The organism is Acinetobacter sp. LoGeW2-3, assembly GCF_002688565.1.
Taxonomy (GTDB): Bacteria; Pseudomonadota; Gammaproteobacteria; order Pseudomonadales; family Moraxellaceae; genus Acinetobacter.
The window spans coordinates 1,358,699-1,374,541 of record NZ_CP024011.1 but is presented as its reverse complement, the minus strand read 5'-3'; the positions used below and the strand labels follow the sequence as shown (position 1 = coordinate 1,374,541).

General features: G+C 43.0%; 16 protein-coding genes. 6 read left to right on the top strand and 10 right to left on the bottom strand.

What is annotated here, in order from left to right; genetic code table 11:
* Nucleotides 1–2: 2 nt before the first annotated feature.
* The gene (gene lptF / locus BS636_RS06535; RefSeq protein ID WP_099338053.1) at nucleotides 3–1,103 is read right to left on the bottom strand and encodes an LPS export ABC transporter permease LptF; all 1,101 of its coding nucleotides are present in this window, start codon (nucleotides 1,101–1,103) and stop codon (nucleotides 3–5) included.
* A gap of 163 nt (nucleotides 1,104–1,266) precedes the next feature.
* Here lptF and BS636_RS06530 point away from each other — a divergent pair, with 163 nt between their 5' ends.
* Genes BS636_RS06530 through BS636_RS06520 form a run of 3 tightly spaced genes read left to right on the top strand, consistent with a single transcriptional unit; the run spans nucleotide 1,267 to nucleotide 3,738 of the window.
* Nucleotides 1,267–2,715 carry a leucyl aminopeptidase gene (locus tag BS636_RS06530; RefSeq protein ID WP_099338052.1) on the top strand — a complete coding sequence of 483 codons (1,449 nt, stop codon included), beginning with the start codon at nucleotides 1,267–1,269 and terminating at the stop codon, nucleotides 2,713–2,715.
* Nucleotides 2,708–3,115, top strand: a complete 408-nt coding sequence (locus BS636_RS06525; protein ID WP_099338051.1) for a DNA polymerase III subunit chi — start codon at nucleotides 2,708–2,710, stop codon at nucleotides 3,113–3,115. The genes BS636_RS06530 and BS636_RS06525 overlap by 8 nt, the downstream gene beginning before the upstream one ends.
* A gap of 32 nt (nucleotides 3,116–3,147) precedes the next feature.
* Complete coding sequence (locus tag BS636_RS06520) at nucleotides 3,148–3,738, top strand: hypothetical protein (protein ID WP_099338050.1); 591 nt, start codon at nucleotides 3,148–3,150, stop codon at nucleotides 3,736–3,738.
* A gap of 56 nt (nucleotides 3,739–3,794) precedes the next feature.
* On the opposite strand, the gene BS636_RS06515 is transcribed toward BS636_RS06520, so the two are convergent.
* From BS636_RS06515 to glnK, 7 genes are all read right to left on the bottom strand, one after another.
* Nucleotides 3,795–4,340 (bottom strand): VTT domain-containing protein, encoded by a 546-nt coding sequence (locus tag BS636_RS06515; RefSeq protein WP_099338049.1) that lies wholly within the window; start codon nucleotides 4,338–4,340, stop codon nucleotides 3,795–3,797.
* 109 nt (nucleotides 4,341–4,449) lie between these two features.
* Nucleotides 4,450–5,109 carry a riboflavin synthase gene (locus BS636_RS06510; RefSeq protein WP_099338048.1) on the bottom strand — a complete coding sequence of 220 codons (660 nt, stop codon included), beginning with the start codon at nucleotides 5,107–5,109 and terminating at the stop codon, nucleotides 4,450–4,452.
* A gap of 21 nt (nucleotides 5,110–5,130) precedes the next feature.
* On the bottom strand, nucleotides 5,131–6,423 hold the full coding sequence (locus BS636_RS06505; protein ID WP_076754586.1) for a DNA adenine methylase: 1,293 nt from the start codon (nucleotides 6,421–6,423) through the stop codon (nucleotides 5,131–5,133).
* Nucleotides 6,420–7,508: a bifunctional diaminohydroxyphosphoribosylaminopyrimidine deaminase/5-amino-6-(5-phosphoribosylamino)uracil reductase RibD gene (gene ribD / locus BS636_RS06500; protein WP_099338047.1), complete on the bottom strand. Its 1,089-nt coding sequence runs from the start codon at nucleotides 7,506–7,508 to the stop codon at nucleotides 6,420–6,422. Before ribD ends, BS636_RS06505 begins: the two co-directional genes overlap by 4 nt.
* Nucleotides 7,509–7,510: 2 nt before the next feature.
* Nucleotides 7,511–7,978, bottom strand: coding sequence for a transcriptional regulator NrdR (gene nrdR, locus BS636_RS06495; RefSeq protein WP_004787309.1), 468 nt, complete (start codon nucleotides 7,976–7,978; stop codon nucleotides 7,511–7,513).
* 139 nt (nucleotides 7,979–8,117) lie between these two features.
* The gene (locus tag BS636_RS06490; protein ID WP_099338046.1) at nucleotides 8,118–9,527 is read right to left on the bottom strand and encodes an ammonium transporter; all 1,410 of its coding nucleotides are present in this window, start codon (nucleotides 9,525–9,527) and stop codon (nucleotides 8,118–8,120) included.
* A gap of 59 nt (nucleotides 9,528–9,586) precedes the next feature.
* Nucleotides 9,587–9,925, bottom strand: coding sequence for a P-II family nitrogen regulator (gene glnK / locus BS636_RS06485; RefSeq protein WP_004281042.1), 339 nt, complete (start codon nucleotides 9,923–9,925; stop codon nucleotides 9,587–9,589).
* Nucleotides 9,926–10,201: 276 nt separating this feature from the next.
* On the opposite strand from glnK, the gene BS636_RS06480 reads away from it, so the two are divergent.
* Together BS636_RS06480 and BS636_RS06475 are read left to right on the top strand one after the other, a co-directional pair.
* Nucleotides 10,202–10,429, top strand: a complete 228-nt coding sequence (locus BS636_RS06480) for an accessory factor UbiK family protein (RefSeq protein WP_099338045.1) — start codon at nucleotides 10,202–10,204, stop codon at nucleotides 10,427–10,429.
* Nucleotides 10,430–10,493: 64 nt separating this feature from the next.
* Nucleotides 10,494–11,981 carry a YifB family Mg chelatase-like AAA ATPase gene (locus BS636_RS06475; protein WP_099338044.1) on the top strand — a complete coding sequence of 496 codons (1,488 nt, stop codon included), beginning with the start codon at nucleotides 10,494–10,496 and terminating at the stop codon, nucleotides 11,979–11,981.
* Between the two features lie 52 nt (nucleotides 11,982–12,033).
* Here BS636_RS06475 and BS636_RS06470 read toward each other — a convergent pair whose 3' ends face one another.
* Both BS636_RS06470 and BS636_RS06465 read right to left on the bottom strand, forming a co-directional pair.
* Complete coding sequence (locus BS636_RS06470; RefSeq protein WP_099338043.1) at nucleotides 12,034–12,783, bottom strand: TorF family putative porin; 750 nt, start codon at nucleotides 12,781–12,783, stop codon at nucleotides 12,034–12,036.
* A gap of 371 nt (nucleotides 12,784–13,154) precedes the next feature.
* A complete protein-coding gene (locus BS636_RS06465) occupies nucleotides 13,155–13,919 on the bottom strand; it encodes a TorF family putative porin (protein ID WP_099338042.1) in 765 nt (254 codons plus the stop codon).
* Between the two features lie 506 nt (nucleotides 13,920–14,425).
* On the opposite strand from BS636_RS06465, the gene BS636_RS06460 reads away from it, so the two are divergent.
* Nucleotides 14,426–15,766: an OprD family outer membrane porin gene (locus tag BS636_RS06460; protein WP_099338041.1), complete on the top strand. Its 1,341-nt coding sequence runs from the start codon at nucleotides 14,426–14,428 to the stop codon at nucleotides 15,764–15,766.
* The last annotated feature ends 77 nt before the right edge of the window (nucleotides 15,767–15,843 follow it).

Here is a 15,843-nt window from a genome sequence, read left to right as displayed (position 1 = left end):
GATTAAGACCTCGCTCGTTGAATCTGTTTCTTGATTTTCGGCGCCAGCTTCTGTTTACGTGCAAATAGAGCCGCAGCAATACCGTAGAAAATCAGGACCATTGGATAAGCCCAAATTCCCATTTCCTCTTTACTGACGCGGGTTTTTACTGCCATCAAGGCCACGATCAGGCTGGCAAAAATTAACAGTGCCGGGAAGAGTTTAAGATAACGCCCCTGACGTGGACTCACTTCAGATAGGGCATTAGCCAGCATCAACGCTGCAATAATGGCAAATGGTACAAAGACACGCCAACCTAGTTCACTGGCGACCACAGGATCCTGACGATTTTCCCAGAGTTTCGACGTTGGTAATGCTTCAACCTCAGCACTTTCAAACTTGGCTTCTTTATCATTTTCCAGACGCAGACGATAGGTCTCAAATTCCGCCTGAGTATATTTCGGCATGCCGGCAAAGATTTCATAGCGGCGACCATTGACCAGATCCACCACATTGGCGGTATCCCCTGCTACTTCTACTCGAGTTGCTTCCTGTGCCAGAATCATCACATCTGGCTTACCTTCACCTTCTGCCCGCTGATAGAAGAAAATATCTTTCAGGTTTTTACGGTCTTCAGAGAGATCGCCGGCATAGATGGTATAGGGTCCCGAGGAGATAAATTCTTTCGGTCGCACCAGATCAAAGCCCGTCCGTACTGCCTGTTCATTGGTCAGTGCTTCAAACTGACGAATCCCCCATGGTGCAGCCCAAAGCATCAGGAAGGCCTGAATCACCAGAAAGACCACAGTCATCGGAATGAGTAAACGTGCCAGCTGGTTGCGGCTAACGCCACTGCCATTCATGACTGCCATTTCATGATCAACATAGAGCCGGCCAAATACCAGCATCAGACCAATAAAGAAACCAAGCGGTAAGATCAGGGTCAGGAATTCAGGCAGACGATAACCAATAATACTGAATAGGATGCCTGCATCCAGACGTCCTTGTGCTGCCACACCGAAGTACTTGATCAGTCGACCACCCATCATGATCAAGGTCAATAAGGCAATCACAACCAAGGATGTTGATACAACTTGCTTGACCAGATAACGCCGAATAATCAAATTAAATCTTCCAGAATACAGGGTAAAAAACTTGTCATAGTTTACCCGAATGTTAAGCTTAAAAATATAAAACCGATACTTGAGTTGAACATTGAAACCCTGTTCAGGAAATTGTTTCAATGGTTTAATGGTTGCAAATTTTATAAGGCTTAAATAAACGCATATGAAACTGACAATTAATACGTCATTCCAAGAGAATGCATCCAGCCAATATCTGTTAATTCTTGTGGATTCTGAACAGCTACAACAGTCAGCTACCACTTATCAGATCGACAAGTTTGAAGAAATCACCGCAGCGACGCAATATAAAGCGGGGCTAAATGAAACCTTGGCATTGGTGGGTAATGTTCCAGCGAGTGCCAATGCTTGTCTGATTGGTTTGGGTAAAACTGCTGAACTACAGCCAGGCAAACTGGCGAAAGTTGCGCAAACTATCGTTAAAGCGGCACAGAAAAAATTCCAGCAAATCAGCGTAGATATTTCTGCCCTACCAGCACAATTTCATAACGTTTTTGCGCTATTGCTCACTCAAGCAGCGTATGCTTTTGATGAATTCAAATCCAAAAAAAATGAATTTGTACTTGAGCAAATCAACCTGATTACGACCGACAGTCCAGTGACTGCAGAGCAACTACAATTGCTTCAATCCGTGCAAATGGGCCAGAACTTAGCACGTGACTTAGGTAACCGTCCAGGCAATATTTGTTTCCCAGAATACCTGGCAGAGCAAGCACTAGCATTAGCAGCTGAATATCCTGAACTGTTAAAAGTGAATGTACTGGATGAGCAGCAGATCGCTGATCTGGGTATGCATTCTTTCCTTGCTGTTAGTAAAGGTTCAGACCGTCCAGGCCGTATTATTACTATTGAATACCGTGCACAACGTAGTGAAGCACCGGTGGTGTTAGTTGGTAAAGGCATTACTTTTGATACGGGTGGCATTTCCCTAAAACCAGGTGCCGGCATGGACGAAATGAAATTCGACATGTGTGGTGCGGCTTCTGTTCTGGGTACCATGCGTGCACTGTGTGAATCTGGTTTAGATATTCATGTTGTGGGTACCATTGCCACTGCGGAAAACATGCCGTCTGGTAAAGCGACCCGTCCAGGTGACATCGTAACGACCATGAGTGGTCAAACGGTTGAAATCCTGAATACCGATGCCGAAGGCCGTCTGGTGCTGTGTGATGCACTGACTTATGTAAAACGCTTTAATCCTGCATTGGTCATCGATATCGCGACATTAACCGGTGCCTGCGTAGTAGCATTAGGTTCAGTATTAACCGGTATGTTTACACCGGATGATGAACTGGCAGCCGAACTTGAAGCCGCTGGTCAAACTTCTTTTGACCGTGTATGGCGTATGCCAGTGCTAGACGATTATCAAGAGCAGCTGGATTCTCCATTTGCTGATATCGCCAATATTGGTGGTCCTAAAGCAGGTTCTGTGACTGCAGCCTGCTTCTTACAACGCTTCACACGTGATTATCGCTGGGCACATCTGGATATCGCAGGTACAGCATGGAATTCTGGTACCAATAAAGGCGCAACTGGTCGTCCAGTGCCATTATTGATGCAATTCCTGGCGAACCGTGTTCAAAAGAATGGCTAAAGTCAGCTTTTATTTATTTGAAAAAAGCCCTGAACGGCAGGTCGAAAGTACCTGCCGTTTATGCCGTAAGATTCTGCGTCAGCCAGAGCGAATCTGGTTACTGTGTAGCGATGCAGACTTGCAGCAACAACTGGATGAACATCTATGGACTTTTGATCCCACCGGTTTTATCCCGCATGGAATTGACCAGCCACAGGCCAGTGTCTGTATTTCTGCGAACTTGCCAGAGCAGGCCGACTGGATTATCTTTAATTTTAATCCTGAAGCACTTGAACCTTACGCTAAATTTAGTCACATTATTGAGATTATTGAAAATAACGAAGCGGCCAAGCAACTCGGTCGTGAAAAGTTTAAGCAATACCGTCGACTGGGTATTGAGCCGAAAACATATAAACTATAATAGCTTCACTCACACATTATAAGGAGATGCCCGTGGCATTAAATGTTGGTCCAGATTTTAAACAGCGCTGGTTAAATGTGCCTGAAGCTGTGCGTCAGACCTTTATTGATGACCTTGCGCGCATCTGCGATGTACTTCAGCCGGAAACTTCATTGCAGGAATGGCTGGCGCGTGACCAGCAACTGCAACAAGTGTCTGATGCTAAAATTGAGGAAGCTTATGCACAGCGTAAAGCTGAACTGATTGAAGAAGCACGGATTCGTAAACAGCAAGCGCTTGAAAAAGCCTTGGCAGATAAACGTGCTCAGGAAGAGGCTTATATTGAGCAGATGAAGCTGGATGAAGAGCGTAAATATGCAGAGCAGACTCGTACTCTGGAATTATTACGTGACAGTCTGAATGCTGAAGTATTGAATTATGCGGCACGTTTTGAGCAAAATCAGATTGTAAATGCTGCCCAAATTAAAATTGATGATAGTGAAATTTTGTCAGAGCTAGAAAGTACCCGACTACGCCTGGAACTTGAAGCCGAAACTGCAATCGAAGAGACTTTGGTACAGTTGCGTAACCGCTTACGTGCTGCAGCCCGGGAAGAAATTGATTACATCCTGCAAAAGCGCTGATTAATTTAAACCCATATAAAGAAGCCCACAAATGTGGGTTTTTTCATTTCTTATATTTAGAAAAAATCTGCCAGCATAAAAGCGGCATTACCCGCCACATAACCGATCCCCAGTAAGCTAGCAATCCACAGCACGCCCCCAGTCAGATTGTAAAATGTAAATGTCATAAAATTCATATGCCCTGAACCAGCAGCAAAAGGACCAAAAGAACGGACAAATGGAATAAAGCGTGCAATCAAAATAGTTTTGCCGCCATGCTTCATAAAATAATGATTGGTTTTAGTCAGATATTCGGGTTTAAAGAACCGTGAATGTTCATTAAAATATTTTAAACCGAGCACCTTGCCGGTGTAATAATTCACGGTATAGCCCAGAACTGCCGCAGTAAAGAGCAGTAATCCCATCGAATGCAAGGTGATCAAATCGCTACTAGAACAGAGTGCACCAACTGCAATTAACAGGCTATCCCCCGGCAGAAAAAAACAAAATACAGATCCCGTTTCTGCAAAAATCACCAGGAATAAAATGGCATAGATCCATATCCCATATTGCTCAAGCAATATCGGCAAAGACTGTTCCAGGTTTAGTAAGAAATCGAGCATTCGACCTGTCCGCTGGGGTTAAAATCGTAAAGTGAAGTAAGGATTATCCCGAAAAATAAAAAAACAGTCTAACTTTTCAATTAGACTGTTTAGTATTTAGGCATTTTCGTTATTTCAAAAAGCCATTTTCAGCCAAAAAATCCATACTGATTTTAGACTGTGGTGTAGTTTCAGCAGCCTTATCGCCGAGCAATAAACGCTCGATATAACGTGCCAGTACATCGACTTCTAGATTGACTTGAGTCCCCACTTTCCAAGTACCAATATTGGTTCTTTCAGCTGTATGAGGAATCAGGTTCAGACTAAGGATATTGCCACGCAGGTGATTAATGGTCAGGCTAATACCATCCACGGTTACTGAACCCTTCTCTGCCAGATATTTGGCAATTTCAGCAGGTGCAGTCACTTCAAAATAGATAGAACGGGCATCCGAACGCACCACGGTGATTTCGCCTACAGCATCGACGTGACCAGAGACAATATGTCCACCAAAACGTGTAGTGGGTAACATCGCTTTCTCTACGTTTACAGGTTGACCCGCTTTCCAGTTAGCAAGTGTAGTCCGATTTAGACTTTCTCGAGACACATCTGCCGCATACCAGTTTTCACCCCAGTCGATCACAGTCAAGCAGATACCGTTAGTAGCAATTGAATCGCCTAGATGTACATCGGACATATCCAGATCAGTCTGAATGCGTAAGCGTACATCACCGCCCACATTTTGCAGGCTCTCGACCTTACCGAGGCTTTCAATAATACCTGTAAACATTTTCTATTCCTTTTTATGCTTTTACCACAATGCCAGTTGCGTGCTAACACTTGTGGTATCCACACCACCCAGCTCTGCATAATGGTGTAACTGACCCAATAGCTGACGGATTGGTGGTCCTGATTTAGCATGCGTGTCGGTAATCACAATAAATTCAAGTACGCGTGCACGTTCAGACTGGCGCTGTTTGCTAACACGATAACGCGGTACGTCCTGAGTCAGCAAGGTTACACGACCACGTTTCAGGTTCGCTTGTAGTAAATCGGTGGCACTGATATTACCATCCGTAGAATAACTGGTCAGGATAAAACGCGCATTAATGGTCGCCAACAAAGTTTCATAGGCTTCTTTGGCATGCTTGGATGAGTTGTACTGACTCGGACGTTCTTTACGCCAGGCACGGTCAATCCCGCTCTTGAAGCCTTTGGTATCTGGCGTTGGCAGATCCACCTGATCCCAAAGTGTTAAAGCATTGAGTACATGATAGTTACTGCTATAGGCATGCTGATTATACGGTGGATCAAGATAAGCCACATCGACTTCGAAGCCGCTCATCTGATTTGCCAGATGTTGGGCATCTACACACCACATTTCTGCGGCAGGCCCTTGATGCTTAGCATCTTCACAGAAACGGCTTGGCGTTAACCAGAGCAAGGATTCAATACGCTCCAATGCTGTCTGGGTCTTACCGCCCCAACCATGATGGAAGCTTTTAAATACACCTGAGGTATTGCTGACAAAACTGGCTGAATAAAGCAATGGTGCCAGTAAAGCACTCATTTCCACATCATCAATCGCGCCTTGGGCCTGCCAGGTGGCAATCTGCTGACGAATCGCATCAATCCGCATGCCGTTACGGCGTTTAAAGAACAAACGGTCTCGGGTCGGATCATAGATCTCATCATTGCGTGGACACAGATTATGCGTCACCCAGCCTTTGACTTCCGGCAGACGATTCAGATAATCAATTGCTTTCTGATAGCCACCCAGCTCTTTAAATGCGGGCGCTTCAGTGCAAGCCAGAACCGCATGATTCAGTGCATGGCTATAGGGTTCCCAGTCATTGGCAATCACACGATAGCCATTTTGACGTGCTAGACGCGACACCACACCAGAACCGGCAAAGAAATCGGCAAAAATAGGCGCACGGCCATCTTCACGTTTTAAAGTTCCCGTGCTCTCAAGGGCTTCCAGAATTAAGTGTAGTAAACGGCGCTTGTTCCCCAAATAAGGAACCAACTGATGGAAAAGATATTCATCTGTGGTACGTGCCGCATGGCGACGTTTGTGATAAACCGTAGACTCTGAATTCATAGTGTCTCTTGAGAAGGAATTAACCTGAAGCGCACGTCATCACCCAAACGGGTCACGTCCTGCAACTTGAATCGAAGTTGTTCTGCCATTCGGCTGAATTCTGCATTGAACATACTACGCGCAGTTTGCCCCAATAAGGTCGGTGCAACATAACTGATGAGTTCATCCACCAGTCCTGCCTGTAAAAATGCAGTAGATAAAGTCGCCCCTGCTTCTACCAACACATCATAAATCTGATGCTGCTGAACCAGTTGCTGTAATAATTCTTGTAAAGGCTGAATCTCAAACTGGGTCACGCCCAAGTCTGCCAGTTCCTGACGATAAGGTCCCATCACCATAACCGTTCCCGGTTGCTCCAGAATCTTAGCAGTGAGTGGTAAGCGGCCCTGGCGATCCAGAATAATCCGTTTGGGCTGAACAATAGTGCTGATATCATCCACGTTTTTGAGGCTACGGACATTGAGCTGGCAATCATCTGCCAATACAGTGTCAATCCCGGTAATCACAGCACCGGAAATGGCACGCCAATGCTGTACGTCTTGTCGCGCTTCTGTTCCGGTAATCCATTTAGATTCACCGGATGCCATTGCCGTCCGGCCATCCAGACTTGAGGCAATCTTGAGGCGAACATAAGGCATACCAGTCGCCATGGCTTTTAAAAAACCATAATTCAGCAGATGTGCTTCATCTTCGCAAATCCCCACTTCGACTTCGATGCCAGCATCTTTCAGGATTTGGACGCCCTTACCTGCCACTAATGGATTTGGATCAGGACAAGCGACGATGACTTTAGCCACACCCGCTTCAACCAGCCCTTTAGCGCAAGGCGGGGTACGACCATAATGCGCACAAGGTTCCAAGGTTACATATGCAGTCGCGCCACACGCCTGTTCGCCTGCCTGACGCATCGCAAAGACTTCGGCATGTGGCTGACCTGCTTTAGGATGGAAACCTTCACCGACAATCACGTTATCTTTAACGATGACACAGCCAACATTCGGATTTGGTTTGGTGGAATACTGTCCCTGACGTGCCAGTTCGATGGCACGACACATCCAGACTTGATCTTGATTGAGTTCAGACATGTTTATTCTTGAAATTCGCCGCGTTGCTGCATCTGTTCGATTTGACGACGAAAAGCCTCGACATCCTGAAAATCCTGATAGACCGACGCAAAACGTACATAAGCCACGTGATCAAGTGCGAATAAAGACTGCATAACGATTTCACCGATGGTACGTGATTTGACATCACGTTCACCCAAGCGGCGAATTTGTAGCTGAATATCACTTAGTACCGTTTCAATCTGTTCCTGTGTGACAGGACGTTTCTGCAAGGCATGCATCAATGAACGGCGTAGTTTGGCTTCATCAAAAGGTTCGTTCTTGCCATCCGACTTGATGACACGCGGCATCACCACTTCATAACTTTCAAAGGTGGTAAAGCGTTCATTACAACTGACACATTCACGACGACGGCGAATCTGGCAACCTTCAGCGGCCAGGCGTGAATCGATCACTTTACTGTCTGGTGTATTGCAAAATGGGCAATGCATAGCGGTTTAATTGAACAAATCCTGATGATTTCCGAGTGTAGCAAAAATTCTGAACTTTGTAGAGTTTTACGCAATATATAGAAAAAAAACAGCCCTGACGGGCTGTTTTACACAATATATTGATTATTGTTTTAGCAGATTATTCGACACGTTCGCCGTGTTGGCTCAAGTCCAGACCCATGCGTTCATCATCAGAAGAAACACGGATACCAATGATCAGATCGATCACTTTCAGGATAATGAAAGTCAAGATTGCAGAGTAAGCGATTGTTGCCAGTACACCTTCAACTTGTACCCATAATTGATGCATTACATCTGTTGGCGCACCGTCACCCATGATGAATTCGCTGGCAAAGAATGCAGTCAGAATCGCACCAACGATACCGCCCACACCATGTAGACCGAAAGCATCTAGAGAATCATCAGCTTTAAGCATACGTTTCAGCGCAGTAATACCCCAGAAACATACCACACCACCGATTAGACCCATCGCTAGAGCACCACCGACAGTCACGAAACCAGCTGCCGGAGTAATCACGACGAGACCTGCAACTGCACCAGATGCACCACCCAATACAGATGCTTTACCACGTGCAACTTTTTCAGTAATTAACCAAGAGATCGCTGCCGCTGCCGCTGCCACTTGTGTAACCACGAGTGCATAACCTGCAGAACCATTCGCACCTAGTGCTGAACCACCATTGAAACCGAACCAACCTACCCACAGTAAGCTTGCACCGACGACTGTTAAAGTCAGGTTGTGTGGTGCCATAGATTCACGGCCAAGACCCATACGAGAGCCCAGCATGTAAGCTGCAACCAGACCTGCCACACCTGAGTTAATGTGAACGACTGTACCACCAGCGAAGTCAAGCGCACCGTCATTGCCTAACCAGCCGCCGCCCCATACCCAATGCGTAATTGGTGCATACACCAAGATCACCCAAAGTGTGATGAATGCGACAAAAGCACCAAACTTCATACGTTCAGCAATAGAACCACTGATGATGGCAACCGTAATAATCGCAAACGTCATTTGGAAAATTACAAACAGGATTTCAGGAATCGTGCCTGAAAGTGCCTCTGTGGTAATACCGGACAGCATAAATTTATCCAGGCTACCGATAAAGGCATTGCCTTCACCAAATGCCAGGGTATAACCAATCACCACCCAGACAATACTCACTACTGCAGCTGCGATAAAGCTATGCGCCATAGTACCGAGTACGTTTTTCTTACGTACCATACCGCCATAAAACAGGGCTAAACCTGGAATGGTCATGAGTAAAACAAGGGCTGTTGATGTTAAAATCCAGGCAGTATCACCTGTATCAAGTGTTGCTTCTTCTTCTGCAGCTGCCGCTTCTTCAACCGGCGCTGTTTCTACTGCTTCAACAGCAGTGATTTCTGTAGTATCTGGAGTCTCAGTTGCATCAACTAAAGCAACTTCCTCTGTTGGAGCGGCTACTGATGCGGCTTCTTCAGCCCAGGCAACAGAACCGCCCAAAAGTGCGCTGGACAGACCCAACGCGAGTAGTATTTTTTTCATTCGTATCCCCCAACCAAGTTTTTGTGAGTTATTCGCTACTCAGCAAACTTTGTGCCAAATTAAACGGCGTCTGCACCTGTTTCACCTGTACGAATACGGATGACCTGTTCCAGATTTGTTACGAAAATTTTTCCGTCACCAATTTTGCCTGTGCTTGCTACACGAGTAATTGACTCAATTACCGCGTCAACCATTTCGTCGCTGATCGCGATTTCAATTTTGACTTTTGGTAAGAAATCAACAACGTATTCAGCGCCGCGATAAAGTTCAGTGTGGCCTTTTTGACGACCAAAGCCTTTGACTTCAGTCACAGTGATGCCTTGAACACCAATTTCAGACAATGCTTCACGCACATCATCTAATTTGAAAGGTTTTACAATTGCAGTTACGAGCTTCATGTTTGTTTTCCTTCGGCTTATTTCACCAGTAAGGTTTTATGTTCAAATTTCATGCCAAGATTTCTAAGGTCGGGGGAAATTAGAAAGCTCGACATGCGGTTTCCCTGAACATTATTTTATACTTATAAATCTTTTGAATCTTCAAATTTTAGTCTTTTTTATGTGGTCTTTTATGATAATAATTACTGACTAATCCCATATTTTGTCTGAAATACTATAGTCTTGATCCTTGCGGTGCTAAACTGTGCGCTCATTTCCATCCCTATGGACTACACAATGATTGAAACTTTATTACAAGCAATCTTGCAACAAATCGAAGAACCAAAAAAAGATCTTGAACACAATCTTCGTGCCTTATTAAACGAAGCAGTCAGTAAAATGGATCTGGTCTCAAAAGAGGAAATTGAACGCCAGCGTACCGCCCTTAATCAGGCGAATCAGCGTTTAAATGAGTTGCTTAAACAAGTAGAATCACTTGAAGAAAAAGTATTGAACAAAAAATAAGCACCAGCAAAGTGCATAAAAGACAAATAACGAACAATAATAACGCACCAAAACGGAACAACAAATGTCTTTTGCTAAAATCCATACTCGGGGTTTGCTGGGTCTGCATGCCCCTTTAATTGAAGTCGAAGTGCATGTTAGTCAGGGCATGCCCTCTTTAACCATTGTCGGTCTGCCTGAAGCGGCAGTTCGGGAAAGTAAAGACCGGGTTCGCTCAGCCATTTTGAATAGTGGTTATCAGTTCCCAACCAAACGTCTGACGATTAATCTTGCCCCTGCTGATCTGCCCAAAGATGGTTCACGTTTAGATCTACCGATTGCTTTAGGAATTCTACTGGCTTCAGGTCAACTCCCTGAAAACTGTACAGATGGTATGGAATTCATTGGTGAACTGGCGCTGGATGGTCAACTCCGTCCAATAACCGGTACGCTCAGTATTGCCATTGCCTGCCAACAATCACAGCATGAACTGATTCTACCTAAAGAAAATGCTCAAGAAGCCTGTCAGTTACCTGATTTCCGTGTCTTTGCCGCCACTCATTTGAAAGAAGTCTGTGATCATTTAAGCAAGTTCGCCCCTTTAGCCCAGATGAATGCTCAGCTACAGATCAATCATTCAGACTCTCGTTTTGATTTAGCCGATGTTAAAGGTCAACTGCGTCCAAGACGGGCTCTGGAAATTGCTGCTGCGGGTGGACATTCTTTACTATTTAGAGGGCCACCGGGAACTGGTAAAACTTTATTGGCTTCACGGTTGGCGAGTATCTTGCCACCCCTCAATACTCAGGAAAATCTGGAAGTTGCCAGTATTTACTCGATTGCCAATAGCAATCACCCTTTTGGACAGAGACCTTTCCGCGCCCCGCATCATACTGCGTCTGCAGTAGCACTCGTGGGTGGAGGCTCTCATCCCAAACCGGGCGAAATTACGCTCGCACATCTAGGGGTTTTATTTTTGGATGAGTTGCCGGAATTTGATAGGAAAGTTCTCGAAGTTCTACGTCAACCTTTAGAATCTAAAGAAATTGTGATTTCGCGTGCCTCACGGCAAATTACTTTTCCAGCCAACTTTCAACTGGTTGCAGCGATGAACCCCTGCCCTTGTGGCTATGCTTTTAATCAGGATATTCGCTGCCAGTGTTCTCCAGAAATGATTAAACGTTATCAGAACCGGATTTCAGGACCATTACTGGATCGGATTGATTTACATATTGATGTACCGCCACTCCAGGCTCATGAATTACAGAGCACACAGCCGGGAGAAGACTCTGCCACAGTCAGAGCGCGTGTGATAACTGCTTATGAACTACAAATGCAAAGACAAAATAAACTGAATATGAGTTTAAATCCTAAACAACTTGAACAATTTGCACCGTTGAATCAGCAAGCGAGCAAAATGTTTGAACTTGCTCAACAGAAACTAAATTTATCTGCACGCGCTTATCATCGGGTATTACGTGTAGCACGAACCATTGCTGATCTGGCTGAAAGTCCGGAAATCCAGACTCAGCATTTATCAGAAGCCCTGTCTTATCGGAGTCAGCAAAGCTAAACGTTTAGATAATAAAAAAGGCGACATTTGTCGCCTTTTTTATTTAGTAGAATTAGAAACTATAACTTAGACCAAGTACCACTTTATTTTTTAGATCAGTATCATCACGCAATTTACCGCCAATAATATAATCCATGCTTGCTGTCACGCCAGTATCTGCAATCGGCTTACTTAATCCTACGGTTAAATGACGGAAGTTGAAATCTTCGGTTGTAATATAGTTCTCGCCCTCAAAGTCACCACTATCAGAATAATAATAAAGACCTAATGAGGAATTAAGACTAAAGTCTTTTGGTAAAGCATAACTATATGATGCAAGGAAATAAGTATCGCCTGTATTACCCCAACCTGTATCTTCTAATAAAGTTTGTGCAGTTAAGCTCGCATCTTTATAGTTCAAGCCTAAAAGTAACTCAAACCCATTAAAATCACTTGTACCTACATCATAGTAATAATAATAGGTTGTACCTAAAGTAAAGCCTAAATCTTCGTTAATACTGCCATTATAACCGACATAGAAATCATGCTCCATTGGGTTTGCTTGATCTGGGTAAGCGTCATCGCCATCGAGTGTAGAAGTCCACCAACCTGCATATAAGCCTGAAGCATGACTATAATCTAAGCCACCTTGAAGAGTGACTTTATCGTTTTCAGGTAATGCTGTATTACCACGCAAGTTATAGCTAGATAACACACCGATATTGCCAGAAACTGAATGCGGAGATGTAGGCTCATCTGCAAAAGTAAAACTGGATGCTGAAGCTACTGCTGCAACTGCTAAAGCTTTTAAAGTGAATTTCATTTTTAGATTCCCCCAACCGTCCGCAGACGTATTTAGTTGTGTTTTTAAACTCAACTTAGGGTTTGCAATAGCTATGCCAATCTATAAAAAATAAAATTATATTCGTTTAAAAAAGTTCCACTATCTATATAAATATCTGTTTTTATTTACATATTTTAAAAACTATAATCTAAATTATTTTAGCTTTTACAGCTTAATTAAGAAAAAATAGAAAAATAAAGTACTTGATCTTCTCTACTGTGCTCCTAAATATTCGCTTACAAGTTGCCACCTTTTGAGGCTATATTTTATACAGATAATTTTTTATGCATAAAAAAGGTGCACAATGTTTAATCTATATTGCACACCTTGAAATCCTGCTTCAGCAAAACTTAGAAATTAAAGTTTGCACCTACGACTACATGATTATCGAAATCCACACCATCACGTCCTTCACCGCCATAAACATAATCCAGACTTAAATCAACTTTTTCTGCCACAGTTTTGCTGAGTCCAATTCGTGCTTCATTAAAAGCAAAACTTTCAGTAGTCTGAACTAACTGATCATCGCGGCTATCATTATACAGAGAAGCACCAATTGACGTATTCAGACTAAAGTCTTTTGATAGCGGGTAACTATAAGCCGCGCTGAGATAAACATCTCCTGCATTGGCATAGCTAACATCTGCTAGCATGACACCCAAACCTAAAGTTAAGTCTTTATAAGAAACATCATTCAGCATCTCAAAGCCTGTAGTACGGCGCTTATCTAAACCATCTTCACTATAAACCGTTCCACCATTTTGATAGTAATAAGACACGATCTGAGACTTATAGCTCCAGTTTTCGTTCAATACTCGACCATAACCAATATAAAAGTCATGCTCAAAGCCATGATCCTGATCTTCATCAGAAGGATCATAATTTAAGGTTGAGCCCCAATAGCCAAGGAATACCCCACTCTTATGTGCATATTCCAGCCCAAGCTGTACCGCTGGATCATCATTTTCCTCACCGCCGCGGTAAATATATTTATTTACGACCCCAATAGTTGCACTAATTTCACCATTAGAAGGAGCTTGGGTATCTTCAGCAAAAGCACCTGAAGTCATGGCAGCCAGCAGCATGAGCAAGCCGAGTTTAGGCAGTTGAGACATATACGCCCTCATTACCACGTTTAAATAAACGGGTTTAAGAATATGAAAAACGTGAATAATAAAGTTTTACCAAAAGGTTTAAAAGGAAAATTGTATGACTGAGGATTATTCAAAATAGTGAATTGCAGAACTAAGGAAGAAGTTAAAGCATTCTTTGGCAGAGAAAAATGATTTATGAAGTATTGTTAAATAACTTTGCTCCCTACTCAGAATTGAAATGAAAAAATCAATATAAACTTTGAAACACTTTCTTCATGATTCAAAATATATACCAATAAAACTTTATTTTTATCTTATTGTTTTCAATATTAATTTTACCTTATGGAAAAAAATAATATTAAAAACTATAGCGTGATTGTGAATAATAGGTTAAAAAAACTCAACTTTAGTTTAAAGAATGTCATAAAAACGATATTTTTTATCAGATTAATTATACAATTTGGTTAATTTCTGCGTGTGCTTTGAGCAGATGCAGTACAAAAAAACATATATGAGGCTCTCTCCCCATGTTAAATGCAAAGAAACTTACATTAGCAGTATTGGTACAAGCTGCTCTCATCTCTACAGCTTATGCAAGCGAACAAAGTGAAGCGAAAGGCTTTGTAGAAGATGCTGAAGGTACAGTTCTGTTTCGTACCGGTTATTTAAGTCGTGATAAAAAGAATTACACTGATAACCAGACAGGTGAACGTAAAGTCGTTACTGATACAAGCTCAGCTGCTCAAACTGCTATGTTTAAGTTAGATTCTGGCTTTACTAAAGGTGTTGTGGGCTTTGGTGCAGGTATTATCGGTGATGCATCTTTTAAACTAGGTGACAATAAACATGCTGGTAATGGCATGATTCCACGTGAAACAGCTTTAAATGATGAAGGTATTCCTACCAAAGGGATTGGCGATACTTATGATCACTGGGCTCGTGGTGGTGCTTATGTAAAAGCGCGTGTATCGAATACGACCGCTGTATATGGTACTCAGGTTTTAGATCTTCCTGTATTAGCTTCAAATACTGCTCGTCTAGTTCCTGAATACTTTGAAGGCCTGCTGGTTACCAGCAATGAAATTGAAAACTTGTCTCTGACAGCTGGTAAATTCACGAAGAACCAATATTCTGACCAGATCAACAGTGATGGTAACGAACTTGATCGTGCTATTGTTTGGGGTGCAAAATATAAATTTAATGACGCCTTAAATGCATCTTATTATGGTGTAGATATTAAGGATAAACTGGATCGTCATTATATCAATGCGAACTATAGCTATGCCTTAGCGAATGATAGTACTTTGACTCATGATTTCAGTGCCTACCATACTGAATTTGAACCTGGTACAACATACTCTTCTACTGTTGCAGATCCAAAGACACAAGATACTCGGAACACTATTTGGGCTATCTCATCTACATATAGCAAAGATGTACATAACGTAATGTTAGCCTACCAACAAAACTTCGGTAATGTTGGTTATGATTACGGTAGTAATGCTGACGGCGGTCAAAGTATCTACCTACCAAACTCATACCTTTCTGATTTTATTGGTAATGATGAAAAATCTGTTCAGCTTCAATATAGCTACAACTTCAAAAACCATGGCTTACCAGGTTTAAACTGGACTACTGCCTATGTCTATGGCTGGGACATCAATGTAAATAACTCAGCTAAAGACGGACAAGAACGTGAGTTCTTTAACCAGGTTAAGTACACTGCTCAATCTGGCTTTGCTAAAGATGCCAGCTTGCGTCTTCGTCACTCATACTACCGTGCAAGTGATAACTACCAAGCGGGTAACTACATTGGTGACACCAATGAATGGCGTATCTGGTTAGATATTCCTGTAAAATTATTCTAATTTACAGAAATTTAAAGCCATAAAAAAACCTGCACAATGTGCAGGTTTTTTTATTCAGGTCTTAAAACTATGGCCTA